This window comes from Minwuia sp., from assembly GCF_048263705.1.
GTDB lineage: Bacteria > Pseudomonadota > Alphaproteobacteria > Minwuiales > Minwuiaceae > Minwuia.
On sequence record NZ_JBLXDV010000003.1, the window covers coordinates 340,954 to 364,981 of the forward strand.

The 24,028-nt window shown below is 63.8% G+C and carries 22 protein-coding genes; 15 read left to right on the forward strand and 7 right to left on the reverse strand.

The annotated features are described in order from the left end of the window. Positions 1–2: 2 nt before the first annotated feature. Positions 3–1,283 (reverse strand): phosphoribosylamine--glycine ligase, encoded by a 1,281-nt coding sequence (gene purD, locus ACN0X7_RS06475; RefSeq protein ID WP_417515316.1) that lies wholly within the window; start codon positions 1,281–1,283, stop codon positions 3–5. A gap of 155 nt (positions 1,284–1,438) precedes the next feature. On the opposite strand from purD, the gene ACN0X7_RS06480 reads away from it, so the two are divergent. Both ACN0X7_RS06480 and ACN0X7_RS06485 read left to right on the forward strand, forming a co-directional pair. After that, positions 1,439–1,750 (forward strand): hypothetical protein, encoded by a 312-nt coding sequence (locus ACN0X7_RS06480; protein ID WP_417515318.1) that lies wholly within the window; start codon positions 1,439–1,441, stop codon positions 1,748–1,750. Between the two features lie 193 nt (positions 1,751–1,943). Continuing rightward, a complete protein-coding gene (locus ACN0X7_RS06485) occupies positions 1,944–2,384 on the forward strand; it encodes a glyoxalase superfamily protein (RefSeq protein ID WP_417515320.1) in 441 nt (146 codons plus the stop codon). A gap of 20 nt (positions 2,385–2,404) precedes the next feature. On the opposite strand, the gene ACN0X7_RS06490 is transcribed toward ACN0X7_RS06485, so the two are convergent. Both ACN0X7_RS06490 and ACN0X7_RS06495 read right to left on the reverse strand, forming a co-directional pair. Next, positions 2,405–3,664, reverse strand: coding sequence for an alkyl sulfatase dimerization domain-containing protein (locus ACN0X7_RS06490; protein ID WP_417515322.1), 1,260 nt, complete (start codon positions 3,662–3,664; stop codon positions 2,405–2,407). A gap of 72 nt (positions 3,665–3,736) precedes the next feature. Further along, on the reverse strand, positions 3,737–4,501 hold the full coding sequence (locus ACN0X7_RS06495) for a sulfite exporter TauE/SafE family protein (RefSeq protein WP_417515324.1): 765 nt from the start codon (positions 4,499–4,501) through the stop codon (positions 3,737–3,739). Positions 4,502–4,606: 105 nt separating this feature from the next. Between ACN0X7_RS06495 and ACN0X7_RS06500 the strand changes: the two genes are divergently transcribed. The 10 genes from ACN0X7_RS06500 (at position 4,607) to ACN0X7_RS06545 (ending at position 13,539) form a co-directional block, all read left to right on the forward strand. Then, entirely contained in the window at positions 4,607–5,800 is a 1,194-nt protein-coding gene (locus tag ACN0X7_RS06500) for a M24 family metallopeptidase (RefSeq protein ID WP_417515326.1), read from the forward strand. Continuing rightward, positions 5,797–6,957 (forward strand): acetylornithine deacetylase, encoded by a 1,161-nt coding sequence (gene argE / locus ACN0X7_RS06505; RefSeq protein WP_417515328.1) that lies wholly within the window; start codon positions 5,797–5,799, stop codon positions 6,955–6,957. The genes ACN0X7_RS06500 and argE overlap by 4 nt, the downstream gene beginning before the upstream one ends. A gap of 37 nt (positions 6,958–6,994) precedes the next feature. Next, positions 6,995–7,402 (forward strand): cupin domain-containing protein, encoded by a 408-nt coding sequence (locus tag ACN0X7_RS06510; RefSeq protein ID WP_417515330.1) that lies wholly within the window; start codon positions 6,995–6,997, stop codon positions 7,400–7,402. Positions 7,403–7,479: 77 nt separating this feature from the next. Continuing rightward, positions 7,480–8,109, forward strand: coding sequence for a carbonic anhydrase (locus tag ACN0X7_RS06515; RefSeq protein WP_417515332.1), 630 nt, complete (start codon positions 7,480–7,482; stop codon positions 8,107–8,109). Between the two features lie 110 nt (positions 8,110–8,219). Then, positions 8,220–8,570, forward strand: coding sequence for a YciI family protein (locus ACN0X7_RS06520; protein WP_417515334.1), 351 nt, complete (start codon positions 8,220–8,222; stop codon positions 8,568–8,570). Continuing rightward, positions 8,570–9,811, forward strand: a complete 1,242-nt coding sequence (locus tag ACN0X7_RS06525) for an RNA polymerase sigma factor (RefSeq protein WP_417515336.1) — start codon at positions 8,570–8,572, stop codon at positions 9,809–9,811. The genes ACN0X7_RS06520 and ACN0X7_RS06525 overlap by 1 nt, the downstream gene beginning before the upstream one ends. A gap of 52 nt (positions 9,812–9,863) precedes the next feature. Continuing rightward, positions 9,864–10,703 (forward strand): helix-turn-helix domain-containing protein, encoded by an 840-nt coding sequence (locus tag ACN0X7_RS06530; protein WP_417515338.1) that lies wholly within the window; start codon positions 9,864–9,866, stop codon positions 10,701–10,703. A 48-nt stretch (positions 10,704–10,751) separates the two neighbouring features. After that, positions 10,752–11,183 carry a VOC family protein gene (locus ACN0X7_RS06535; RefSeq protein ID WP_417515340.1) on the forward strand — a complete coding sequence of 144 codons (432 nt, stop codon included), beginning with the start codon at positions 10,752–10,754 and terminating at the stop codon, positions 11,181–11,183. Between the two features lie 63 nt (positions 11,184–11,246). After that, positions 11,247–12,407 (forward strand): aromatic ring-hydroxylating oxygenase subunit alpha, encoded by a 1,161-nt coding sequence (locus ACN0X7_RS06540; protein WP_417515342.1) that lies wholly within the window; start codon positions 11,247–11,249, stop codon positions 12,405–12,407. A gap of 1 nt (position 12,408) precedes the next feature. Then, positions 12,409–13,539, forward strand: coding sequence for an aromatic ring-hydroxylating oxygenase subunit alpha (locus tag ACN0X7_RS06545; RefSeq protein WP_417515345.1), 1,131 nt, complete (start codon positions 12,409–12,411; stop codon positions 13,537–13,539). 8 nt (positions 13,540–13,547) lie between these two features. On the opposite strand, the gene ACN0X7_RS06550 is transcribed toward ACN0X7_RS06545, so the two are convergent. From ACN0X7_RS06550 to ACN0X7_RS06565, 4 genes are read right to left on the reverse strand one after another with little or no spacing between them, the layout of a single operon-like run. Then, entirely contained in the window at positions 13,548–14,300 is a 753-nt protein-coding gene (locus ACN0X7_RS06550) for an Asp/Glu racemase (protein ID WP_417515347.1), read from the reverse strand. Further along, on the reverse strand, positions 14,297–15,433 hold the full coding sequence (locus ACN0X7_RS06555; RefSeq protein ID WP_417515349.1) for a M24 family metallopeptidase: 1,137 nt from the start codon (positions 15,431–15,433) through the stop codon (positions 14,297–14,299). The genes ACN0X7_RS06550 and ACN0X7_RS06555 overlap by 4 nt, the downstream gene beginning before the upstream one ends. Continuing rightward, entirely contained in the window at positions 15,420–16,487 is a 1,068-nt protein-coding gene (locus tag ACN0X7_RS06560; protein WP_417515351.1) for a pyridoxal-phosphate dependent enzyme, read from the reverse strand. Before ACN0X7_RS06560 ends, ACN0X7_RS06555 begins: the two co-directional genes overlap by 14 nt. After that, positions 16,484–19,609, reverse strand: a complete 3,126-nt coding sequence (locus ACN0X7_RS06565) for an AsmA-like C-terminal domain-containing protein (protein WP_417515353.1) — start codon at positions 19,607–19,609, stop codon at positions 16,484–16,486. The genes ACN0X7_RS06560 and ACN0X7_RS06565 overlap by 4 nt, the downstream gene beginning before the upstream one ends. 91 nt (positions 19,610–19,700) lie before the next feature. Here ACN0X7_RS06565 and ACN0X7_RS06570 point away from each other — a divergent pair, with 91 nt between their 5' ends. From ACN0X7_RS06570 to ACN0X7_RS06580, 3 genes are read left to right on the forward strand one after another with little or no spacing between them, the layout of a single operon-like run. Continuing rightward, on the forward strand, positions 19,701–22,643 hold the full coding sequence (locus ACN0X7_RS06570) for a bifunctional [glutamine synthetase] adenylyltransferase/[glutamine synthetase]-adenylyl-L-tyrosine phosphorylase (RefSeq protein ID WP_417515355.1): 2,943 nt from the start codon (positions 19,701–19,703) through the stop codon (positions 22,641–22,643). Positions 22,644–22,663: 20 nt separating this feature from the next. Then, entirely contained in the window at positions 22,664–23,134 is a 471-nt protein-coding gene (locus tag ACN0X7_RS06575; protein WP_417515357.1) for a peroxiredoxin, read from the forward strand. Further along, entirely contained in the window at positions 23,131–23,955 is an 825-nt protein-coding gene (locus ACN0X7_RS06580) for a ferritin-like domain-containing protein (RefSeq protein ID WP_417515359.1), read from the forward strand. The genes ACN0X7_RS06575 and ACN0X7_RS06580 overlap by 4 nt, the downstream gene beginning before the upstream one ends. The last annotated feature ends 73 nt before the right edge of the window (positions 23,956–24,028 follow it).

Here is a 24,028-nt window from a genome sequence, read left to right on the forward strand (position 1 = left end):
ATTCAAGTCTTAGACTCTCGCGCGACGGCACGCCAGCCTATGTCGCGGCGGCAGAAACCCTGCGGCCAGTCGATCCGGTCCACAGCGGTATAGGCCCGCTTCTGCGCCTCTGTCACGGTCGCACCGCTGGCCGTCACGCCCAGCACGCGGCCGCCGTTCGCCAGCACCCGATCGCCGTCGCGCTTTGTGCCCGCATGAAACACGGTCACGCCATCGACCGCCCAGGCATCGGCGAGTCCCCTGATCTCGCTGCCCTTGACGACGTCCCCCGGATAGCCTTCCGCGGCCATCACGACGACCATGGCCGGATCGTCATGCCAGCGCATATCGACGTTCTTCAGGACGCCATCCATGCAGGCGACCAGCGCCAGCAGCAGGTCCGACTTCAGCCGGGTCATCAGCACCTGGCATTCGGGATCGCCGAAGCGGATGTTGTATTCGATCAGCTTCGGACCGTCGGCACCGATCATCAGCCCGGCGAACAGGATGCCCCTGAACGGCATGCCCTCGGCGGCCATGCCGCGCACTGTCGGTTCGATGATTTCCTTCATCGTCCGCTCGATCATGTCGGGCGTCATCACCGGCGCAGGCGAATAGGCACCCATGCCCCCAGTGTTGGGGCCGGTATCGCCCTCGCCGACAGCCTTGTGGTCCTGCGCCGTGGCCAGCGGTATGATCGTCTCACCGTCCGTCAGGCAGAAGAAGCTTGCTTCCTCGCCTTCCAGAAACGCTTCAATGACAATCTCCGCACCGGCCTCGCCGAACCGCCCGCCGAACGCTTCGTCGATGGCGGCATGCGCCTCGACCACGGTCATGGCGACGGTGACGCCCTTGCCCGCGGCCAGACCGTCGGCCTTCACGACGATCGGCGCACCCTGCTCGACCACATAGGCCCTCGCGGTTTCCGCATCCGTGAACCGCCGGTAGGCACCGGTGGGAATGTTGTGGCGGGCACAGAGATCCTTCGTGAATCCCTTCGAGGCTTCAAGCTGTGACGCCCGCTTCGACGGACCAAACGCCCTGATCCCGGCCGCTTCCAGGTCATCGACCATGCCCTCGACCAGCGGCGCCTCCGGCCCGACGATCACAAGGTCGATCCTGCGCTCGGTACAGAAATCGATGACCGCGCCATGATCTGCGATGTCAAGCGCGACACATTCCGCCTCGTCGGCGATGCCGCCGTTGCCCGGTGCGCAATAGAGGCTCGTCAGGATCGGCGATGCGGCGAGCTTCCAGCAGAGCGCGTGTTCGCGTCCGCCCGATCCGATGACCAGAATGTTCATGCGTCTGCCCTGCCTTCCAAGCCCGGTTGAGCGCCTGTCTTAGACCAGATTCACGGTCGGACAAATGCGCAGAAATGCAGCAGCGTTGACAGGCAGGTTGATGGCTTGCGATTCTGGAATTCACCAAATGCGTTCGTTTCCGGAGTTCACCCGACATGATCATTGTGCGTCTCATCGGCTATATCCTGCTGCTGGCAGGGCTCGTGGCGCTCGGCGCGGAAGTGCTCGTGTCGCTGGAAGCCGGCAGCTGGACGCCGATCTCGCTGGGTCAGCGCTGGGCGGAATTCTTCGGTTTCGACAGCATCCTGGCGATCCAGAACGGTCTGCAACGCTATCTGCATCCGTTTCTCTGGGATCCGCTGCTGCAAAGCGTCTTCGAAGCGCCCGCCTGGCTGCCCCTTGTCGTACTCGGCCTGCTGATCCTGCTGGTCTCCCGCCGCCGGCGCACGCGGCGCATGTTCAGCTGAACCGGCCCACCGAACGTGCAGCCATTGACATCACACGTCAGCGGTCCTATCTGCGCTCTCGGTCGATGGCACCTGCCGCTCGCAATCCGGTGAAGCCATTTTTCTGAACTGACACCGACTCCCGTTATTCTGCGGCTGAACGGCAACGCGAGCTCCCTTTCTGTCCCGCAGAACGAACCGGACGAGGTCTGTCATGACTCACGCAATCACCCTGCCTTCCATCGCGGAGGCGAAATCCCAGGCCAGGCGCCTGCGCAGCGATCTGGAAGCATCGGGCACACCGATCAGCTACAGCCGGGCGCTGGAGCTTGTGGCGCATCAGCATGGCCAGCGCGACTGGAACACGCTGCACGCGATGATCGGCAACCGGCAGCCCGGACCGCCGGTCGCCGTCGGCCAGACGGTCAGGGGTCTCTATCTCGGAAAGCCCTTCAGTGCCGAGGTGCTTGGTGTGCGCAGCATGGCTCAGGCCGAGAAGTTCCGGATCACCATCCGTTTCGATGAGCCGGTCAATGTCTCCGGCTTCGAGAGCTTCGAGGTTCTGCGTCGCCAGGTTTCGGCGAACATCGACCGCAACGGCACCACGGCTGAACGGACATCCAACGGACAGCCGCAGCTCAGCCTGCATATCTGACCGAGCGGGTCGGGAGCGCCCTACTGCGCTTCCGACCATCGCCGCTTGCCATTTTCCAGCAGGTCGGCGGATGTCGCGTAAAGCGCCTTCGAGACATAGGGCCGAACCTGCCCGGCCCTCTCACGACACAGTTCGGCCTTCATGGTGCGGGCTTCGACCACGGCGTCTTCGTCTCCGGGGGCCAGCGCCAGCAGATCGATGACATGCAGCGCAAGCTGCGTCTCGCCCTGGTCGACCAGGGCGCGGGCCTTGTCCAGTACGGTCTGCGGGTCGCCGATGGCATCCAGTATCGCCGCCCCTGCCGCGTCGGGATGGGACGGGTGCAGGTTCGTCGGATTGCGATCCCACCAGCCGTTCTCCTCGCGATAGATGTCACGGACGATGTATTCGACCGCGCCATAGCGTTCGCGCATCCACTTCTGATCGAACAGGTCCGGCGGGCATTCGATGTCGTGGATGATCTCCAGATCGTTCATGCCCCGGTTCATGCGTTCGACGACCGCGGCCCGCAGCCAGCGCAGCGCCTTCGCCGTGCCGGACAGGCGCTGGTCGACCGCTTCCGCACCCTCGATCACCGGCCCGAATTCCTGAATCAGGGTCTCGGCACCCAGCGCCGCCAGCCGCTCCAGCGTCTCGGCCCAGCGGATGGTCAGCCGCAGGGTCCGAAGCGGCGTGCCGACATTGGGCAGAGTCGTGCCGGGAAAGGATGCGCCTGCGTAGAGGATCTTCTCCTCCGGCAGCCACAGCGCCAGCACGTCGTCGGTTTCGGACGGCGCCCAGAACAGCTCGACCCGGCTGCCGGCCTCGTTCAGCACCAGATGGTCGTCGAACGTTACCGTCGGATCGACCAGTTTCGACCCGGCGGGTGCCAGCTTGAACTGCGGAAACTGCATCCGGTTCAGATTGTCCTGCAGACCAGCCGTTTCACGATAGCGGTCGTAGCGCGGCTTGACATTGGCATGGCCGACCAGCGCGGGCGGCTCTTCGCCGCGTGCCTTCGCATGTTCGATCCAGTCGGAAACGCCATCATTATATCCGGCATGACCGTGGCTGTAGCATATGGCCGTGACGGGCAGATCGCTCCAGTCGCGCAGGATGCCGATCATCTTCTGGGTGGCCCCCCGGCCCGCACCTGAATCGACCAGCACGATCCCCTCGCCCGCCTTTACCGCCAGCGCGTTGCCCTGCGCCGGCAGAATCAGGACGTTCTCCGTCAGTTGCCGGGTGCCTTCCGCACCGGCCAGAATATTCTTGGCTGTCGCATCTGCCTCGTCCTGCATCGGTCACTTCCCCTGTGTCTAGAATTGATGCACTTGCATTAAATCTGAAATGCGCCGGCAGGGGAAGCCTGTTCAGGTCATACCTGACACCCCGAGAACGCCGTCATGGAGCAACTTGCAGCCGATCAGGAAAACGAACACGTAGCAGATCAGGTAGAACGGCCGTTCCGGAATGCGTCTGTGCAGCCAGACTCCGGAAAGCATCGCGATCGGGCATATCGGGGCCAGCACCAGTGCAGTCAGCAGGTTCTCCGCCGTCAACAGTCCCAGATAGCTGTAGGGCACCAGCTTCACGTAGTTCACGGCCATAAAGAAGACTGTGGTGGTGCCCACGAACACGGTCTTGTCGAGTTTCAGCGGCAGCAGATAGACCTGCAGCGGCGGCCCGCCCGCGTGCCCGATGAAGCTGGTGAAGCCCGCGACCGCCGACCAGAAAATGCCCTTCGTCCTGTTTTCCGGGCGCTGAACGTCCCGGTTCCTGCCGCCCAGCCAGTAGTTCAGCGCGAACAGCACCGCAATTCCGCCGACGATCAGCTTGATCATGTGTTCGTCGACGTAGCCCGCCAGCAGCGTCGCGATCCCGATTCCGACAATCGCCCCGGGGCCGAGATAGAGCATCAGTTTCCGGCTCCATTCGCGGCGGTAGGACCAGACCCCGAAGATGTCCATCAGGCACAGGATCGGCAGCATGATCGCCACCGCCTGCAGGGGCGGGATGACCAGCGAGAGCGTCGGCACGGCGACGATTCCGACGCCCGCGCCGAAGCCGCCCTTGGAAATCCCGGTCAGCATCAGGACCGGCACGGCGACGGCGTAGAAAACCGGATTGTCGATCAAGGGAGGACCGCCTGGGTGGAATTCGGATGCCGCGTCATAGCAAAACAGATTGACTCATGTCGCCGAATATCGGGACGCTGCGTCACTCATGTTGCGGAGGCGACCATGCCCGATATCCCCCTGCCCTTCAGTCGAACCGAATATGCGGACCGTCTCGCGAAGGTGCGGGCAGCGATGGACAGGGCCGGGATCGAGGTCCTGTTCACCTGCGATCCGTCGAACATGGCGTGGTTGACCGGCTATGACGGCTGGAGCTTCTACGTGCATCAGGGTGTGCTGATCGGGCCGGAAGGCGACCCCGTCTTCTGGGGCCGCCGGATGGACGCCGCGGGCGCCATGCGCACCTGCTACATGGATGAGGACGACATCCACGGTTATTCCGACGACTACGTCATGTCGACCGAGCGTCATGCGATGCAGCATCTGGCCGACCTGATCCGCGCCCGCGGCTGGTCGGAAAAGCGCTTCGGTGTCGAGATGGAGAACTATTACTACTCGGCGAAGGCCCACGCGGTTCTGGTCGCCGAACTGGGCAGCGAACCCGCCGATGCAACGGCGCTGGTGAACTGGCAACGCGCCGTGAAGTCGCAAACCGAGATCGGCTACATGCGGCGCGCGGCGCGGATCGTGGAAAAGATGCATGCACGCATCTTCGAGATCATGGAACCGGGCAAACGCCGCAACGAGGTCGCCGCCGAAATCTACAAGACCGGCATCTGGGGGGCCGAGCATGAGGGCGTCAGCTTCGGCGGCGACTATCCGGCCATCGCGCCGCTGATGCCGACCGGGCTGGACGCGACGGCAGCGCACCTCACATGGGACGACAGACCGTTCGAGACCGGCGCGGGCACCTTCTTCGAGATCGCGGGCTGCTATCGCCGCTATCACGCGCCGCTCTGCCGGACGGTCTATCTCGGCACCCCGCCCGACGACTTGTTGCGCGCCGAGGAAGCCGTTCTGGAGGGAATCGAGGCGGGCGTGAACGCGGCTAGGCCGGGCAACACCGCAGGCGATGTGGCACAGGCGTTCTATGCCATTCTGGAGAAACGCGGGATCGCGCGGGAGGGCCGTTGCGGCTATCCGATCGGCCTCTCCTACCCGCCGGACTGGGGCGAACGGACCTTCTCGATCCGCCCCACCGACAAGACGGTTCTGCAGCCCGACATGACCTTCCATTTCATGCCCGCGCTGTGGATGGACACATGGGGGCTGGAGATCACCGAACCGCTGCTGATCCGTGACAGCGGGCCTGCCGAATTCCTGGCCGATGTGCCGCGCAACCTGTTCGTGAAGCCATGACAGACCTTAAACAGGCCACAGCCATTCTGGATGATCTGATCGGTTTTCCGACCGTGTCGTCCGACAGCAATCTGGATCTGATCGCCTATGCCAACGAGCGGCTGGACCGGATCGGCGCGCGCACCAATCTGACGCTGAACGCCGAAGGCACCAAGGCCAACCTGTTCGTCACCATCGGCCCGGACGTGGACGGCGGCGTGATCCTGTCCGGACACACGGACGTCGTGCCGGTCGAGGGACAGGACTGGTCCGGCGACCCGTTCCGCGCCCGTCATACCGACGATCTGATCTTCGGGCGCGGTTCGTGCGACATGAAGGGTTTCATCGCCTGCGCGCTGGCCATGGCCCCCGCCTTCGCAGAAGCGCGGCTGGCCCGTCCGCTGCACCTCGCCCTGACCTATGACGAGGAAACCGGCTGCCTTGGCGCCCCCGTCCTGCTGAAGGCGCTGGCGGAGTCGGGCCGGAAACCGTCGGCCTGCATCATCGGCGAACCGACGGGCATGAAGGTCATCCAGGGCCACAAGGGCTGTTTCGAATATACGACCCGCTTCGAGGGTCTGGAAGGCCATGGCGCGAAACCGGACAAGGGGGTCAACGCCGTCGAATATGCGGTGCGTTATGTCAGCGAGATGATCGCGACGGGACAGGATCTGAAGCCTCGCGCACCGACGGACAGCCCCTTCGACCCGCCCTGGACCACGATCTCCGTCGGCGGGATGCACGGCGGCATCGCACACAATGTCATCCCGAACAGCTGCGCCGTGGACTGGGAGTTCCGGCCCGTGAACCGCGCCGATGCCGACTATGTACGCGACCGCCTGCGCAATCACGCCGAGCGTACCCTGCTGCCCGCGATGCGCGCCGTCCATCCGGACGCCGCGATTCACCTGGAAACCATCGGTGAAGTCGGCGGGCTGGAACCGATGCCGGGATCGGAAGCCATTGCGCTGGCACGCGCCCTCACCGGCGACGACGATATCGACGTCGTCAGTTTCGGCACCGAGGCCGGGCTGTTTCAGGAGATGGATATCCCGACCGTCGTCTGCGGCCCCGGATCCATCGATCAGGCGCACAAGCCCGACGAATTCATCGCGCTGGAACAGGTGCAGCACTGTCTCGACATGATCGGGAATCTGCGGTCTCGGCTTGTGGAATGAGCGATGATATAGTGCGCAGATCATTTGGGAGGATGGCATGAACGATCAATCGAACGCTCCGAAAGTCGGCAGGATGGTCCACGTGGACCCGAAGACGGCACCGAAGACAGAAGGCCGCCGCGCCTTTTTCAGCTACACTGATCTGGGTGTGACCGAGGCGACCGCGGGCATGATGCGTGCGCAGCTGACCACCGCCGACAAGGGCATGACCGAATCCACCGGCTGGCACTATCACGAGTGCGAGGCGCAGTTCGTCTATTGCACCAGCGGCTGGGTCGATCTGGAGTTCGAGACCGGCGAGACGGTCCGCGTCAACGCCGGCGAATCGATCTTCATCCCCGGCGGCATGAAGCACAACGAACTGCAGACATCGGACGATTTCCAGATTCTGGAAGTGTCCGTTCCCGCCGACATGGGCACCGTCGCCTGTGACAAGCCTGCCTGACGGTTGGCGACGTTCTGCTCTGGACAATGTGAAAGCATCATGAAAAACCTCGGACCATCAAGAACCGAGGAAAAATCATGCCGACGAAAACACCCCAAGACCTGCTGAGCGACAACAAGAGCTGGGCCGCTGGGCATGTGGAAGAGGACTCACGCTATTTCCGGCGTCTGTCGGAGCTTCAGACGCCGGAATTCCTGTGGATCGGCTGTGCGGACAGCCGCGTGCCTGCGAATGTGATTGCCGGCCTGGAACCGGGCGAGATCTTCGTTCACCGCAACGTCGCCAACATCGTCTACGCGTCCGACATCAATTGCATGTCGGTGGTGCAGTACGCTGTCGAGAACCTGAAGGTGAAACACATCATCGTCTGCGGCCACTACGGCTGTGGCGGCGTCAAGGCCGTGCTGGACCGGGCAGCGGAAGGGCTGGTCGAACACTGGCTGGACACCGTCGCGGACCTGAAACGCTTCAACCAGGAGGAACTGGACGGACTGCCGGACGATCAGTCGCGGCTGGATCGGCTGTGCGAACTGAATGTCCAGGCGCAGGTCGCCAAACTCTGCCACTCGCCGATCCTGATCCGCGCCTGGGAGAACGGTCAGGATCTCAGCGTGCTGGGGTGGATATACGGTCTGAAAGACGGTCTGCTGCGCGATCTGGAATGTGGCAGCACCGGCCTTAACGACCTGCCCGACCTGATGCTCTGAGCGCGGCCACAGAAAAAAACGCAAGCGCCTGTCGCATTCTGCGGGCAGCATTCGTCTTCGGTGGTGAAGGACGCGAAACGGTCGGGTCCATCGAAACCGGAGATAACGAGATGAAACAGTTCATTCTGCTGCTGCACGAGAAGGCTGGTCTGGACGACGCCATGTCGCCCGACGAGATGCAGTCCGTCATTCAGGAATATGTCGCCTGGTCGAACGAGATGGGCGAGCGTGGCTTGCTGGTGAGCGGAGAACGACTCGACAGTGACGGCGGCCGGGTCATCCGGCCCGCCACGGGAGAGATGATCGTCTCCGACGGGCCCTATGCCGAGACCAAGGACATCGTCAGCGGCTTCTTCATCGTGAAGAGCGAGACACTCCACGGTGCCATCGAACTGGCGAAGACCTGCCCCCACGCCGTGCGGGGTCATCCCATCGAAGTTCGGCTGCTGCCCGACGCGTGATGACACAATCCAGGATCAGCACCGGAGAAGTCGGCCCCCTCGTGGACCGGCTTTTCCGGCATGAGGCGGGACGCATGACGGCCTATTTCGTCAGGCACCTGGGACCCGCCCATGTCGATCAGGCCGAGGACATCGTCCAGGAAGCGCTGTTCAGAGCCTTGAAGACATGGCCGTTCAAGGGGGTACCGGACCATGCGCGCGCCTGGCTGTGGCGGGTTGCCCGCAATGTGGCCACCGACAGGTTTCGTCAGTACAGGCCAACGGACCCGCTGGAGGACGTTGACGCCGCCACGGAACCGCTGCCCCCGTCCCGGCTGCATGACGCGGAACTCGATCTGCTGTTCCTGTGCGCGGACCCGGATCTGCGCCGCGACGCGGCCATTCCGCTCACCCTGAAACTGGCGTGCGGGTTCGGCACTGCCGAAATCGCCGGTGCCCTGTCCGTACCCGAGGCCACCATCCGGCAGCGCATTGTGCGGGCGAAGAAGCGCTGGCGCACCGACCAACCGTCCCTCGACCTCGACGCCGCCCAGATCGGCACGCGCATCGATGGCGTCATGAATGTGATCTACCTGATGCTCAACGAGGGGTACGGCGGACATCACCCCGACCACTGGCAACGGGCCGAACTCTGTCGCGAGGCAGCGCGGCTGGCGGAACTGCTTGCGATGCATGAGCGTACCGAACGCCGGGACGCGGCGGCGCTGGCGGCACTGTGCCTGTTTCAGCTTGCCCGGCTGCCGGCGCGTCTGGATGGCGAGGGCGACATCATCCTGATGGAGGATCAGGACCGGACGCTCTGGGATGGGGCACTCACCGCGCGCGCCTTTCGCTGGCTCCGGGTCGCGGGCAAGGGAAACGATCTCAGCACCTATCATCTGCTGGCCGGCATCGCCGCCGCCCATGCCGCCGCACCGGATTACGCCGGAACCGACTGGCCGCAGGTGCGCCGCTACTACGATCTGCTGCTTGAGCGTGATCCCTCATCCCCCTTTCATGTCCTGAACCGCGCCGTCGCGGTGGCCGAGACCGACGGTTCCGCCTCCGCGCTGGAAACCATCGAGGGTCTGTCCCGCAACCCCCTGCTGGGACGTTCCTACCTGCTGCCGGCAACACGGGCCTGGCTGCTGGCCCGGGCCGGCCAGCGTGCCGAAGCGAAACGGGACCTGATCAGGGCCGTGGACCTCGCCCCCTCGCCGCAACTGCGGCGCCAGTTGCAGCGGCGGCTCGAAACGATGTGACGCCGGATGATCGCGATTCAATCGTCCGGCAGAACGCTGTAGGCTGCGGGACATGGCTTTCGTTCCGCCCTTCAGTCAGATCAGCGATCTCGGCACGCCCGGCGTGAACGAGGTCTGGGAAGCGACACCGGCATCCGATCTGCAGGGTCTCGTGCTGCGCTATCAGGGATATCGCGAGATCACGCCCTCGTACTTCTTTCACAAGATGCCCGCCGACCTGTTCTTTCCCGTGATCATCAACTTCGGTTCCCGCTGGCAGATATCCGACCGGGATGGCCGGGAGACCGGCTTCGACAGCTTCGTCTCCGGTCTGCAGGCCCGCTTCGTGACGGTGCGTGCCGACGCGGGTGCCTGCTGTCTGCAGGTTGATCTGACCCCGGCGGGGGCACGCGCCTTCTTCGATCTGCCACTGAGCGAACTGACCTCACAGTCGGTCGACCTGTTCGATCTGCTCGGCCCGGCTGGCGTCCGGCTTGCCGAGCAACTGGAAGCGCTCACGCGATGGCCGGATCGGCTGGCCCACGTTGATCGTTTCGTGCGGCAGCGTCTGGCGACGGGCAAAGCCCTGCCGACACCGATCCAGTTCGCCTGGTCCCGGTTGCGGCGAGATGCGGGCCAGGTGCGCATCCCCGAGATCGCCGCCGAACTGGGCTGGTCGCGGGAACATTTCTCCCGGCGTTTCTCCGCCGAGTTCGGACTGCGACCCAAGTCGGTGGCGCGCATCATGCGGTTTCAGCAGGTGCTCGACAGGGCGCAGCACGGCAAGCGGAACTGGGCCGCCATCGCCCACGAGGCCGGATACGCCGATCAGGCGCATCTGGTACGGGAATTCAGGGCGCTGTCCGGCGAGACACCCACCGCATTTTTCGCATCACAAAACTTCAATACCTGATCGCGCGTCGCGGCCATGATGTGCCGGCAACAGTTTCAGGAGCACCTCATGAACCAGACAATCGAAGCCCCCCGCATTTTCGTGACACGCCGCTACAGAAACTCGAAAGCCATGATCGACTGGCTGGAAAAGGCTTTCGGCTTCGCGCGCCACTATGTCGTGGATGACGGCAAGGGCGGTGTCGCACATGCGCAGATCGCCTTCGGGTCCGCGATGATGATGCTGGGCGACCACCATGATGACGACTTCAGCAAGTCAGTCGGTGCGCCCGGCGAGAACGCGGGCGGCCAGTCGATCTATCTGGCCGTCGACGACATCGACGCCCTCTATGCCCGCGCCAGAGAAGCGGGTGCCGTTATCGAACGGGAACTGGAAGACACGGACTATGGCAGCCGCGAATTCGGATGCCGTGATCCCGAGGGCCAGTTCTGGAATTTCGGCACCTACTGGCCGAAGGTCACCGACACACCGGAATCTTGACTTCGACGCCCCGGCGAGAGATAGTACGCTAGTGTACTAATATTTCGCCGGGGAGATCAGAACATGCGCAGGGACAAGCAGCTGGACCTGATGCGTCGTCTGATGAAGCATCTGGATGAGGGGTCGACCGCGACCACCGACAAGGTCTTCATCAACGAGATGTCAAGCTATCAGGATGCCGAGCGACATGCGCGCGAGCGGCAGACGTTCTTCCGCGATCGACCGGTCTTCATGGCCATGTCGCCGCGCATCGCCAGTCCCGGTGACTATTATGCCGACAGCATCGACGGCGTGCCGCTGGTGCTGGTGCGCGGCAAGGACGGGATCGCCCGGTGTTTCGTGAACGTATGCCGTCACCGCGGCGCGCGACTGGTCGAGGGCGAAGGCTGTGGCATGAAGATGTTCTCCTGCCCCTACCACGCCTGGACCTACACGCTGGAAGGCGCCCTGAAAGGCATCCCGGATGCCCGCAGCTTCGAGGGTGTCGACAAGGAAACGCACGGCCTGCGCGAGATACCGGTCACCGAAGAACACGGCCTGATCTGGGTCGGGCCGATCAATCCGGATGCGCCTGCGGTCGATTCACCGATTGCACCGATGGCGGATGAAATCGGCGACTGGGATTTCCAGAACTACCACTACTTCGACAGCATCCGGATCACGCGGCCGATGAACTGGAAATTCGTGCTGGATACCTTCATGGAGACCTATCACATCTCCACGCTGCACCGGGCGACCATCGATCCCATCATCCATTCCAACCTGACGACCTTCGATGCATTCGGCGATCATCATCGCATGGTGATCGCCCGCAAGACGCTGAGCGAGCTTCAGGGCGTCGACATGAACGATGTGGATGTCTTCCCCTATATCGGATTCGTGTACGGCCTTTTCGCCAATGCGACGCTGATCATCCAGGGGTCGCTGCAGGCTGAGGTCTGGCGTGTCAGCCCGTCCGGCGACAATCCCGGCGAAGCCGAGATCGAACTGTCGATGTGCGTGCCCGAAAAGCCGACCTCCGAAAAGGCGGAAAAATTCTGGCGCAAGAACTTCAATCTCGCGATGAAGACCGTCGAAAGCGAGGATTTCCCGCTCGGCGCGCTGATTCAGCAGAACGTCGCATCAGGCATGCAGGACCGCGTCTATTACGGCAGGAACGAGCCGACGCTGGCCCACTTCCACGGCCGCATTCGCAAACATCTCGGCCTGCCGGAGTTGACCTGACATGCGCCATGACGATCAGGTGCAGATGGTACGCCGGCTGTTCGACCACATCGACGACGGCACGACGACCTATGCGGACAAGATTCATCGCAACCCGGTCAGCAGCTACACCTGCCCCGATCGTCTGGCGCGGGAAGTTGAAACTGCCTTCCGGCAATGGCCTGTTCTGATCGGCATGAGCAACCGCATCGCCTCTGCCGGCGATTACGTCACCGAGGACATCGCCGGTGTTCCAACACTGATCTGCCGGGACCGCGAGGGCGCGGTTCGGGCCTTTGTGAACATCTGCAGTCACCGCGGCGCGCGGCTGGTCGACGGTTGCGGCAGTGCGCGGCGGTTTACCTGCCCCTATCACGCCTGGACCTACACACTGGACGGCAAGCTGCAGACGATCCCCTCGGGCAGGGACTTCGAGAGCGTCGACAAGGCAGCACATGGTCTGAAAGAACTCCATGCCATCGAGAAATACGGTCTGATCTTCGTGCAGCCCGAAGGCGCGATGGACATCGATGCGGCGCTGGGCGGCATGCAGCGCGATCTGGCCGCCTACGGTTTCGAGGGCTTTCACCACTATCGCAGCCTCACGATCCGACGGCAGATGAACTGGAAGCTCAGCCCCGAGACCTTCATGGAAGGCTACCACCTTCAGTACCTGCACCGGGATTCGGTCGGACCGATCTTCTTTTCCAACCTGATGGCCTTCGACGCATTCGGCCGCAATTCCCGGCTGACCCTGCCGCGCCGCCGGATCTTGGAGTTGAAAGACCGCGCGCCGGACGACTGGCGTCTGATCCCGGAAACAGCGATCATCTACACCTTCTTCCCGAATGTGACCTTCGTCGTGCAGGCGGGTCATGTGGAGATGTGGCGCGCCTATCCCGATGGCGCACCGGACCGGTGCCGCGTTGAAATCTCGGTCTATACGCCCGAGCCTGTCGTCAGCGAGAAGGCGAAGGCCTATTACGAGAAGAACATCGATCTGGCGATCCTGACCGTCGATGGTGAGGACTTCCCGTTGAGTGAAGGCATTCAGCACGGCCACATGTCGGCGATGCAGGATCATGTGACCTATGGGCGCAACGAGCCGGCACTGATCCATTTCTGCACAACGATGAATTCAGCGATCAGTTGAATAGTACGTCACAAGTGTTTGAAAAGGTTACCTGGCCCAACACATGAGATATCCTGCCCACCCAGGGTCAGCATGTGCCAGGCCAGGGCCTGATTGCTGGTGATCACGGGCTTGCCGAGTCGTTTCTCCGCCTCTTCGATGATGCCGAAGCTGCGCAGGTTGGTGCAGGACGCGAAGACGGCTTCAACCTCATCCGGGGCACCGATCCGGCAGATGGCTTCCAGCAGCGAACGTTCGGTAATCCGGGCCACCGTCGCCTCGTTCTCCTGCTCGAAGGATCCGAACGCCGCGATCTCGAAACCGTTGCTCTCCAGCAGGCTGCGCATGGCTGCCGACACTTCGGCCACATAAGGCGTCAGGAATCCGATCCGGCGCACTTTCACCGTTTCCAGCGCAGCCATCGCCGCCGTGATCGGATTGGTGACCCGTGTTGTCGGATGAATGTCGCGGACCGCCGCCTCCACCTGCTCCGGACCGATGATCGTTGCACCGGAGGTGCAGGCATAGGCGATCACGTCCAGCCCGCCCGTCGCCGGAAACAGACTGGCACCGCGCGGCAGTTCCTGCTTCATCGCGGCAAGGGAAGCGGGCGACACGTCCGGCGCACTCGGAATCCGCGCATGATAGAGCGCGACGCCCGCCCGTTCGAAGACCGGCCGGAACTCGACCTCCATGGTCTCGTCGGACTGCAGGACAATCAGACCGAAAGCGCCGTTGGCCCCGGCACCCCCGTCGGTTTCGAAAGCCAGCGGTTCGGTCATGACAGGATCGGCAGTTCAGCCGGCGCACGCCGCGAAAGCAATTGCGGCGCGCCCGACCGGATCACGATGTTCTCTTCGTGCACCATGATGCGATCTCCCTCCACGACCATGCTGGGTTCCAGCGTCAGCACCATGTTCTCCCGCAGCACGGTCCGGTCGAAATCGATGTGCGAAGGCGCTTCGGTCAGTTGCATCCCCAGCCCGTGTCCGAACCGACCGACATCGCTGCCGCCCTGACCGATGACCTGTTGCATCGCCAGGAATAGATCACGGCAGGTGGCCCCGGGCCGGGCCACATCCAGCGCGGCGTTCGTCGCCCTGTAAAGCGTGGCGTAGGCGCGTTTCGCCGCGTCACTCGCATGACCGAAGGCCCAGTTCCGGTCGAAATCGCAATAGTACCCCTTCAGCGTCGCCCCGGTATCCAGCATCAGGACATCGCCCGCGCGCAGCGGTGTGTCATCCGGCGGGGAAATGACGTCCGCATAGCCGCCCTGTCCCGCGCCGCCCACCAGATAGGGCACATCGTCGGCACCCTGGCGGATCAGGTCGATGCGGAAGGCGCGAAAGGCATCCTCCAGGGACTGGCCCACATGAAACAGATTGGCCGCATTCTCGAAACCCGAGGAAGCGATCCCGCAGATCGCCGAGATGATCTCGATCTCCGCTTCGGACTTCACCATGCGCAGCGCCTGGACCAGTGGCGTCGCATCGACCGGATCGAAACCGGCCTGCTCTCGCAGCCGCTCGAAATCAGCCGGCGGCATGCGCAACGTCGCTTCGCGTCCCATCGGCATGCCGACCGTGCCGGACGCCGACAGCACCTCTACCAGCAGGCTGATGCCGTCGTCCTGCTCCGCCGGGGAGGACCAGGTGCGGATATCATCCAGCCAGGTCGCCCGCATAAGCGCCCGCCCGATCTCCGGAATGATGGCTATCGGCTTGCCCGCGCGCGGCACGATCAGGAACCAGGGCCGCGTCGGGCTTTGCCAGAACAGCGTCCTGAATCCGGTGAAATAGCGGATCTCCGCCTCGGTGGTCAGGAACAGGGCGTCCATTCCGGCGGCGGCCATGGCCCGCTGGGCCTTCTCGGTACGCGCCTCGAACTCGGCCTGCGGGAAATCAGCCATCACCATCCTGCGCCCCCTCGGAAACATAGGCGAGAACGTGGGATTGAGCGCCGATATCCAGCGCCTGTGCGGCCGCACGCAGACCCGCCACGCCGGCGGCACCGGACGGACTTGTCACAACGCCGTGCCCCGACAGCCATGTCACCGTGTCGGCACATTCCTGCTCGGTGATCAGCATGAAGTGATCGGCCTCGCGCGCCAGATATTTCAGCGCGACATGCGACGGTTCCTTGCAGTCCAGCCGGCCCATCGCGGAAACGCCACCCGAGGTGGCGACGGGCGCGCCCGCCAGGATGCTTTCGTACAGCGCGGGCGCACGATCCGGTTCGACGACGATGATCTGCGGTCCCGTCCCCCAGGCGGCGCGCGCGGACGCGGCACATGCGGCTGCCAGTCCACCCACCCCGGCCTGCAGGAAAATGTGGGTCGGCGCACACGGAACCTGGCGCACCACTTCCGCCCCCATAATCAGATAGCCCTCCATGACATCCACCGCGGGCGTGCTGTAACCCGGCCATGTGCTGTCGGAGAGCAGGTGCCATCCGTTCGCCGCCGCCGCATCGACCGCTGCGGCCATGCTGTCCTCGTAGACCGCACCCGACCGGATCACCTTGGCGCCTTTCCGGCGCAGCCGCGCGGCGAAGCTCTCGGGCACCGTGTCCGAGAGGAAGACCACCGAATCTGCGCCGAACAGGGACGCTCCCGCGGCCATCGACAGACCGTGATTGCCCGCGCTTGCACATACGAAGGTCTGCCCTGAAAGCGCGCTGGCCATATCGTCCGCACCGGTCGCCGCGGCGCGCTTGGCGATCGCATAGGCCGCCCCAAGTGCCTTGAAACTGCCGAGCCCGAGGCGATCCCGTTCGTCTTTCAGGAACAGGCCTGCAATACCCAGATCACGGGCCGCCGGATCGCAGTCGAGCAGCGGCGTCTCATGGGCGATCGGGCATTGCGCCATCAGCCGCACCGGTATGTCTGCATCCCGCAGAACCTCGCCATCGGCGATTCCCTCTACCGGGCCCAGTCCCGGGCCGCGCCATCGGTTTTCCAGCAGTTTCATCGCGATCCCTGTACCTCGTTCGACGGCGGAAATTCGATCGGCTTCTCGTCGACCGGTTCCAGGAACATGCGCCTCAGGATACCCGGCGCCAGCGCCGACAGCGGATTCACCTTCACCACCGGGCTGCCGGCAGTCCCCTCGACGACATAGGTCACGCCGAACAGACCCTGATCGCCACCCAGGATCGATCCGAGCAGCGGTATCGCGCCCAGTACGCTTGAGATCGAATAGGCGGGAATGAGATTGCCGACAAACCTCAGTTCATCATTGTCAAACCGATAGTAACCCTCGGCAGTCAGGCCGACGGACGGTCCTGCCATACGGCCCTTGCGCACATTCAGCCGCTGGTCGTGATAGGCAAAAGGCATCTCGGCGCGCGAGAACGAGAGGCCACGGCCCGAAAGCGCCTCTCCGATCCCGGTGAACGAGGCAAGCGAAAACATCCTGGCGAACGTCGGGGTTTCCGAAAGCGTGAAGTCCTCGATTGTCGCCATGCCCTGAAAGGCTGCCGCGGACTGGGCGCTCCCCCGAACGCGCAGGCGCCCGTTCCGGATCGCGTTTCCCAGCCCCAGCCCGGTCAGGACCGCTCCGGCATCGGCGGACGAAAGGTTGAACTGCCAGATGCCGGCCTCGACCGACGTGTTGAGCTGGACGGCTGCCGCATTGTTGAACACCCCGCGCAGGTCGCCGGTCGGCAGCGGGTCGCCCAGCACCAGATTTCCAACCGCATCCTTCAGAACAACACCATCGGACAGGATGAGTTCGTCGACCGCGAGATCCAGCGAGGAGCCGTCGAACCCCGCCCCCGCCGTATCCTGTTGCTCGATGCGCGCCAGCCAGGGCCGCAGATCGAATCTCGGACCAGTGGCCTGAACCTGCCACTGCCCCTCGCCGACCGTGCGGACGACAAGCGAAAGCTGGCTGTTGCTCAGATTGACCTGCTCCAGGCGCGTGCTGCGCAGCTCGCCGGCATTGTTGAGCGACAGGTCACCGCGCACCAGCAAGCCCGGCAGATCGGCCCGCAACCCGGCAATCTCGATCTCGCCGGAAGCCGACCGGGTGACGTTGAAATCCATCGTCCCCGGTTCGCCCGCCCCCTTCAGGAAGCCGAGTGCGGGCACGGACACGGCTGTGCCGGACAGCTCTGCGTTCAGTGTGGCCTCGACGGACCCGTCAGGGGCTTCGCGAACCACCCCCTTGGCGGCAAGAACTCCAGAAAGGTATTTCGCGACTTCGGGGCCGAATGCCGCGATATCCTCGACATCGACGTTGCCTGAAAAGCCGATCTGACGGGCCACGGGATCGGACCGGCTGAAGTGTTCGATCCACTGGACATCCGCCCAGGAGCGTTCGCTGCGGACCGTTCCTTCCAGTTCAAGGTGACGGTCGTCCAGTTTCAGCACCAGCGATTGCGCCCGCAGCGGAAGCCTGCCCAGGACGCCATCGGCCACCACATCGGTCAGATTGGCACTGGCTGCGAACTGTGCCTGATCCAACCTCGTGTTCGCCGACAGTGGCAGCCCGATCTGGATGCGCGCGGCCGCGGTACCGCCGATCCCCAGCACCGTATCCGCATCCGGAACCGCAGCGGCCAGCGGGCCGCGCAGAAAGGCTTCGGCAGTTTCGGCGATCGAACCCCGGGTGACGAAATCGGAACGCAGCCAGGCCGGACTCTTCGAGAAGTCTTCGATGGTAACCGTGCCATCGGACAGCGCGAGTTCCCCGAAGCGTCCCGCGATCGTTTCGATCGACAGGGACCTGCCATCGACATGAAGCCGCCCGGAGGCATCCGTGAAGTGCTCGAAGGGATCCAGCAGACGTATGCGGGCACCATCGAAAGCAAAGGAAACATCGAACGCATCCGGCTGCGGATCTGGCAGACGCCAGGTTTCAGGCGTCAGATTGAGTGTCGCCGACACCTCCCTGGCCGTCCCGGCTTTCATGTTCTGGTCCAGCCACGTGCGCACGTTTCTGGCGTGCTGGGTCGGCCAGAAGGCGGTCACGCGGGCCATCGGAACCGCTTCGCTTCTGATCGCAAGCGCAATCGACGGCCCCTGCTCACTCATGCCTATGGTGCCGCTGGCCTCGGCGACGAAATCTCCCGCATCATAGCTGAGCGCCGAAATATCAAGACTTCTGTCCCCGGCATGCAGCGTGGCGCTGAGCGAGGCAGCCCGAACCGGCAGGGCGGCTGCGAACAGGCCCGTCAGATCAAACTCTCCCGCACCCGCTTGCAGGTCGAGCTCCAGAGGGGCAAGCCCCGTATCCGCCGTCATGGTGAAGCGCACCGTGCCCGAGACCGGAAAATCCAGCCCTTCCATCGCGGTCGGACCATCGAACGCCTTCGCGAGCCGGGGCAACGACAGTTGCTCGAATCCGACAACGCCCGTCACCGCCTCGCCGTCCGGCCGGTAGACCAGATCCGCACGCATGGGTACGGACAGGTCGCGTGTCCTGAAGTCGGCATCCGCAACGATACCGATGCCGGTTTCACCACCCCGCATCGCAATCCGCCGCGCATCCAGTTCATACACGCGATCGACCACATCATCGACGATCAGGATCCGGGTCTCGCGCAGGACCAGCACCCGCAACCGGCCCAGCAATCCCGAACGCCGACCGTCCAGTCCGACCGGCCCGAACAGTTCCGATGCGCGCGCTGTCATCGCCGCATCATCCGTATCCCGGGGCCGGGTTTCGGCCACGCGTCCGATACCCAGCCGCCAGAAGCCTGCTTCGCCGCGCGTCAGCACCAGGTTGACGTCCCTGGCAATGATGTCGCGCGGCTCGATCTGTCCGCGCAGCAGTGCGTCGCCGTGGATCGAGAAGCCGACATCCGGGATCGAGAGCACGCGCTGCCGGTTCTCGTTGATGAAGCCGACATCCTTCGCGCGGATCAGAAGATTGTTTTCCTCACCCTCCCAGTCGACGAAGGTCTCGCCGACATCCAGCGTCCAGCCTTCGGGCAGCCCGGTGATGCCGGACTGGATATAGGGGGTCAGGAAACTGACGGGCAGCGGGCCTTCGGAGAGCCGCCAGCCCGCGACGACGGCCAGGATGGCGACGCTGGCAAAGAGCGCACCGATGGCATAGAGAGGAATCCTGATCAGGACGCGTGTCACACGCGCACCTTTGCGCCCCGCGGATGAACCGTCTTGACCCGCCCGGTCCGACACCGCAGGTTCGATATCATCCTCTGATTTTGTGATTGCCGTGTCCTCTTTTGCCGACCTGATCAAGACCACCCCGGAACCCGCGGACCTGACGGCGATTGATCGCGCCTGGGACAAGTGGCGGACGACACGTGCCCGCGAAACGCAGGACCAGGCCGGGAACGATAGCGGGCCGTACGATCACGACCGTTTCCGATCATTGCTTGATGGCGTGTTCGCTGGAAGCCCTTATTTGACCAATCTGGTGATGCGTGAGAGCGATCTGGTCTGTTCGCTGATGGATCGCGATCCCGATCAGGCGATGGCCGAAGTCTTCGCAGAGCTTTCCGCGCGACCTGATGCGACAGCATCCAGCAGGGCCGTGTCGACGCAGTTGCGCCGTGCCAAGCGCCGGGCGGCACTGCTGATCGCGCTGGCCGACCTGGGCGGCGTGCATGACCTGCACTGGGTGACACGCAATCTTGCCGATCTCGCCGCGATGGCCGTCGAGACCGCGCTCGGCTATCTGCTGGCCCAGTCAGCCGCCAAGGGCGAGATGGTCCTTCCCGATCCGGCCAATCCGACGACGGGCTGCGGCGTCGCCATACTGGCGATGGGCAAGATGGGCGCGTTCGAACTGAACTACTCCAGCGATATCGACCTTATCGTGATCTATGATCCCGACCGGATCGAATACACCGGAAAGCGCAACCTGCAGGATCATCTGTCGCGCATGGTGCGCACGCTGATGCAACTGATGCAGGAGCGCACCGGCGACGGGTATGTCTTCCGGACCGACCTGCGGCTGCGCCCTGACCCCTCCGTCTCCCCGCTCGCCGTCGCGCTGGAGACTGCGCTGAGCTATTACGAGACCCTGGCCCAGAACTGGGAGCGGGCCGCCATGATCAAGGCACGCGCGGCCGCCGGCGATCTAGAACTCGGGGAATGGTTTCTGGAGGAACTCCAGCCCTTCATCTGGCGGAAATCGCTGGATTTCGCGGCCATCGCCGATATCCAGTCGATCAAGCGCCAGATCCACGCGACCAAGGGGCACGACCGGCTGGCCGTCGCAGGACACGATATCAAGGTGGGTCGCGGGGGCATCCGGGAGATCGAGTTCTTCGCCCAGACGCAGCAGTTGATCGCCGGTGGACGGGACCCGCGCCTGCGCAGACCGGCGACGCTCGACGCCATCGACGCCCTGGTGGAAACCGAACGGGTCGAACCGCAGGTGGCCGACGATCTGAAGAAGGCATATGTGCACCTGCGGAACATCGAACACCGGTTGCAGATGCTGGATGACGCGCAGACGCAGAAGCTGCCGGAGAGCGATGAAGGGCTCGAACGGCTGGCCAGGTTCTCGGGCTTCCCGGACAGGCAGGCTTTCGGCGATGCGCTGACCGATCACATGCGGCGGGTCGCGGAACATTATGCCGAACTGTTCGCCGAACAGCCCAGCCTGGCGTCGGACCACGGCAATCTGGTCTTTACCGGTACCGACGATGACCCCGGCACCATCGAGACGCTGACCAAACTCGGCTTCAGTACGCCGTCCGGCGTCATCTCGACCGTGCGAAACTGGCACGCGGGCCGGCACCGGGCCATGCGCACGACCCGCGCGCGCCAGATGCTGACCAACCTCGCCCCGTCGATCCTGACGGCGATGTCCGAGACAGCCAGTCCGGATACCGCACTGGCGAACTTCGATCGCTTTCTGGGACGGCTGCCGACGGGCATCCAGTTCATGTCGCTGCTGAATGCCAATCCGGAACTGCTGCATCTGCTGGCACGCATCATGGGCGGTGCGCCGGCGCTGGCCGAAACGCTGGGCCGCAACGTCAGCCTGCTGGATACGCTGCTGGAACCCGGCGAAGAGGCCGCCGACGATCCCGACGACATTCAGGTCCACTGCGACCGGGAAATGTCGATGGCCGAGGACTACGAAGGCGTGCTGGATGCCGTGCGCCGCTTCGCGAACGATCGCAAGTTCGACATCGGCGTGGGCCTGCTGACGCGGCAGCTGGACTTCGACCGGACCGGCGAAGGTCTGACCGCCGTCGCAGAAACATCCCTGCGCGCGCTGCTGCCCGAGGTCGAAAAGCAGGTCGCACAGCGGCACGGATGGATACCCGGCAGCGGCATGGCCGTGATCGCAATGGGCAAGCTGGGCGCGCGGGAACTCACGTTCGGATCCGATCTCGATCTGATCTTCGTCTACGACGACACCACCGAGCATCGTGCCTCCGACGGAGACGCGAGCCTGCAGATCGGCCCGTATTTCACGCGTCTGAGCCAGCGGTTCATCTCCGCGATCACCACCCTGACCAGCGAAGGCCAGCTCTACGAAGTCGACATGCGGCTGCGCCCTTCGGGCAACAAGGGCGCGGTCGCCGTGCCACTGACGGCCTACGCGACCTACATGCAGAACGACGCATGGACCTGGGAGATCATGGCGGCCACCCGCGCGCGGGTCGTCGCGGGACCGCAGGGGCTGCAGCAGCGGTTGACCGACGTGCTGTGCGGCATCATCGAGAAGCCGCGCGATCCTGACGAGCTGGCCACCGCCGTGCGCGACATGCGCCAGAAGATCGACATGCAGCACCGGACCAGGGATATCTGGTCGCTGAAACACGTTCGGGGCGGGCTGGTCGATCTTGAGTTCCTGATCCAGTTCCTGATCCTGGCGCATGCGGACCAGCATCACGCGATCGTTCGCGGGCATGTCGTTGAGGCACTGGACAACCTGCACCGTTGCGGACTGCTGGATGACCGCGACCACGCGGCACTGCGTGACGCCTACCGGCATCTCAAGGGTGCGCAGACGCTGTTGAGGCTGTGCCACAGCCATCGCTTCGTCGAAGATCAGGCATCAGCCGACTTCCGGCGTCTGCTGGCGTCGAGCCTGAACCATTCCGATTTCGCTGACGTAAGAAATGCTGTTATCAAGGCGCAGGCTGACATCCGGGACTGTTTCGACCGGATCGTCGGCGACAGCGCCACCTGAACGCAGAGGAGAGCAGACAGATGAACAACGGACCCGTGGAAGGCAATCAGGCCCCGTCATTTGACATGCCGACGGATGGCGGCGGCTCGGTCAGCCTGAAGGATCTCGCCGGCAAGTATGTGGTGCTCTATTTCTACCCGCGCGACGACACGCCGGGCTGCACGAAGGAAGCGATCGCCTTCACCGGGCTGGCCGCCGACTTCAAGAAGGCCAACGCGGTGGTCGTCGGCGTCTCGAAGGACACCGTCGCCAAGCACGACAAGTTCAAGGCCAAGCATGATCTGGGGATCATTCTCGGTTCCGACGAGGACGGTCAGGTGTGCGAAGACTATGGCGTGTGGGTCGAGAAGAACATGTACGGCAAGAAGTCGATGGGTATCGAACGCTCGACCTACCTGATCAGCCCGGAAGGCAAGATCCAGCAGGTCTGGCGCAAGGTGAAGGTGCCAGGCCACGCCGAGGCCGTTCTGGAAGCCATCCACAACGCATGAGCGGCACGCCGCAGACCTTCACGCAGGCTGCGCGTCAGGTTCTGGGGACAGCAGATCCCGTCCGCAAGGCGTCATGTGCCCGTCAACTCGCCGATGACTGGAACAATGGTGCACTGAGCGCCCTCGGCGATACGGCGATGGCCGCGCGACCGGGCCGCCCCGATCGACCGCGCCTGCTGGCACCGCGCGACATGCCAAGGCGGCGCAAGGGCGGTGCCTTGCACAACCGCATCGCACTGCTGCATGCGATCGCTCATATCGAGCTGAATGCGATCGATCTGGCGGTCGATATCGCCGGACGGTTCGGGGCCGCCATCGGACCCGCATTCGTGACCGACTGGCTTTCGGTGGCGGCCGATGAGGCCCGGCATTTCATGCTGCTCCAGGACCGGCTCACGGACCTCGGATCGACCTATGGCGACCTCCCCGCACATGATGGCCTCTGGGAGGCGGCAGACCGTACCGCGCATGATCCGTGCGCGCGGCTCGCCGTCGCCCACATGGTGCTGGAGGCCCGCGGGCTGGACGTCACCCTGCCGATGATCGAGCGGCTGCGACGGCACCGGGATGATCGCAGCGCCGACATTCTGCAGATCATATACAACGACGAAATCGGGCATGTCCGGCTGGGCAGCATCTGGTTCCGCAGGCTCGCGGAACAGAAGTGTACCAACGTCGATGCATACTGGCGCGAACTGGTCACCCGGAACTTCGACGGCAACCTGAAAAGGCCGTTCAACACGTTGGCGCGACAGCAGGCGCTGATGCCCCCCTCACTCTACGAACCGCTCGCCCGTGCTGCGACCGCCGGATCTTCCTGACAGAGGTCCGATACCGGTGTTTTCGTGAAGAAGTCTCGATTCATCGTTGAAATCAAACATGTTTTGAGGTTCT

Bases quoted from the DNA above. Each gene is read 5' to 3' on its own strand.
- purD (WP_417515316.1), bottom strand. From the start codon at position 1,283: ATGAACATTCTGGTCATCGGATCGGGCGGACGCGAACACGCGCTCTGC.
- ACN0X7_RS06480 (WP_417515318.1), top strand. From the start codon at position 1,439: ATGATCATTGTGCGTCTCATCGGCTATATCCTGCTGCTGGCAGGGCTC.
- ACN0X7_RS06485 (WP_417515320.1), top strand. From the start codon at position 1,944: ATGACTCACGCAATCACCCTGCCTTCCATCGCGGAGGCGAAATCCCAG.
- ACN0X7_RS06490 (WP_417515322.1), bottom strand. From the start codon at position 3,664: ATGCAGGACGAGGCAGATGCGACAGCCAAGAATATTCTGGCCGGTGCG.
- ACN0X7_RS06500 (WP_417515326.1), top strand. From the start codon at position 4,607: ATGCCCGATATCCCCCTGCCCTTCAGTCGAACCGAATATGCGGACCGT.
- argE (WP_417515328.1), top strand. From the start codon at position 5,797: ATGACAGACCTTAAACAGGCCACAGCCATTCTGGATGATCTGATCGGT.
- ACN0X7_RS06510 (WP_417515330.1), top strand. From the start codon at position 6,995: ATGAACGATCAATCGAACGCTCCGAAAGTCGGCAGGATGGTCCACGTG.
- ACN0X7_RS06515 (WP_417515332.1), top strand. From the start codon at position 7,480: ATGCCGACGAAAACACCCCAAGACCTGCTGAGCGACAACAAGAGCTGG.
- ACN0X7_RS06520 (WP_417515334.1), top strand. From the start codon at position 8,220: ATGAAACAGTTCATTCTGCTGCTGCACGAGAAGGCTGGTCTGGACGAC.
- ACN0X7_RS06525 (WP_417515336.1), top strand. From the start codon at position 8,570: ATGACACAATCCAGGATCAGCACCGGAGAAGTCGGCCCCCTCGTGGAC.
- ACN0X7_RS06530 (WP_417515338.1), top strand. From the start codon at position 9,864: ATGGCTTTCGTTCCGCCCTTCAGTCAGATCAGCGATCTCGGCACGCCC.
- ACN0X7_RS06535 (WP_417515340.1), top strand. From the start codon at position 10,752: ATGAACCAGACAATCGAAGCCCCCCGCATTTTCGTGACACGCCGCTAC.
- ACN0X7_RS06540 (WP_417515342.1), top strand. From the start codon at position 11,247: ATGCGCAGGGACAAGCAGCTGGACCTGATGCGTCGTCTGATGAAGCAT.
- ACN0X7_RS06545 (WP_417515345.1), top strand. From the start codon at position 12,409: ATGCGCCATGACGATCAGGTGCAGATGGTACGCCGGCTGTTCGACCAC.
- ACN0X7_RS06550 (WP_417515347.1), bottom strand. From the start codon at position 14,300: ATGACCGAACCGCTGGCTTTCGAAACCGACGGGGGTGCCGGGGCCAAC.
- ACN0X7_RS06555 (WP_417515349.1), bottom strand. From the start codon at position 15,433: ATGGTGATGGCTGATTTCCCGCAGGCCGAGTTCGAGGCGCGTACCGAG.
- ACN0X7_RS06560 (WP_417515351.1), bottom strand. From the start codon at position 16,487: ATGAAACTGCTGGAAAACCGATGGCGCGGCCCGGGACTGGGCCCGGTA.
- ACN0X7_RS06575 (WP_417515357.1), top strand. From the start codon at position 22,664: ATGAACAACGGACCCGTGGAAGGCAATCAGGCCCCGTCATTTGACATG.
- ACN0X7_RS06580 (WP_417515359.1), top strand. From the start codon at position 23,131: ATGAGCGGCACGCCGCAGACCTTCACGCAGGCTGCGCGTCAGGTTCTG.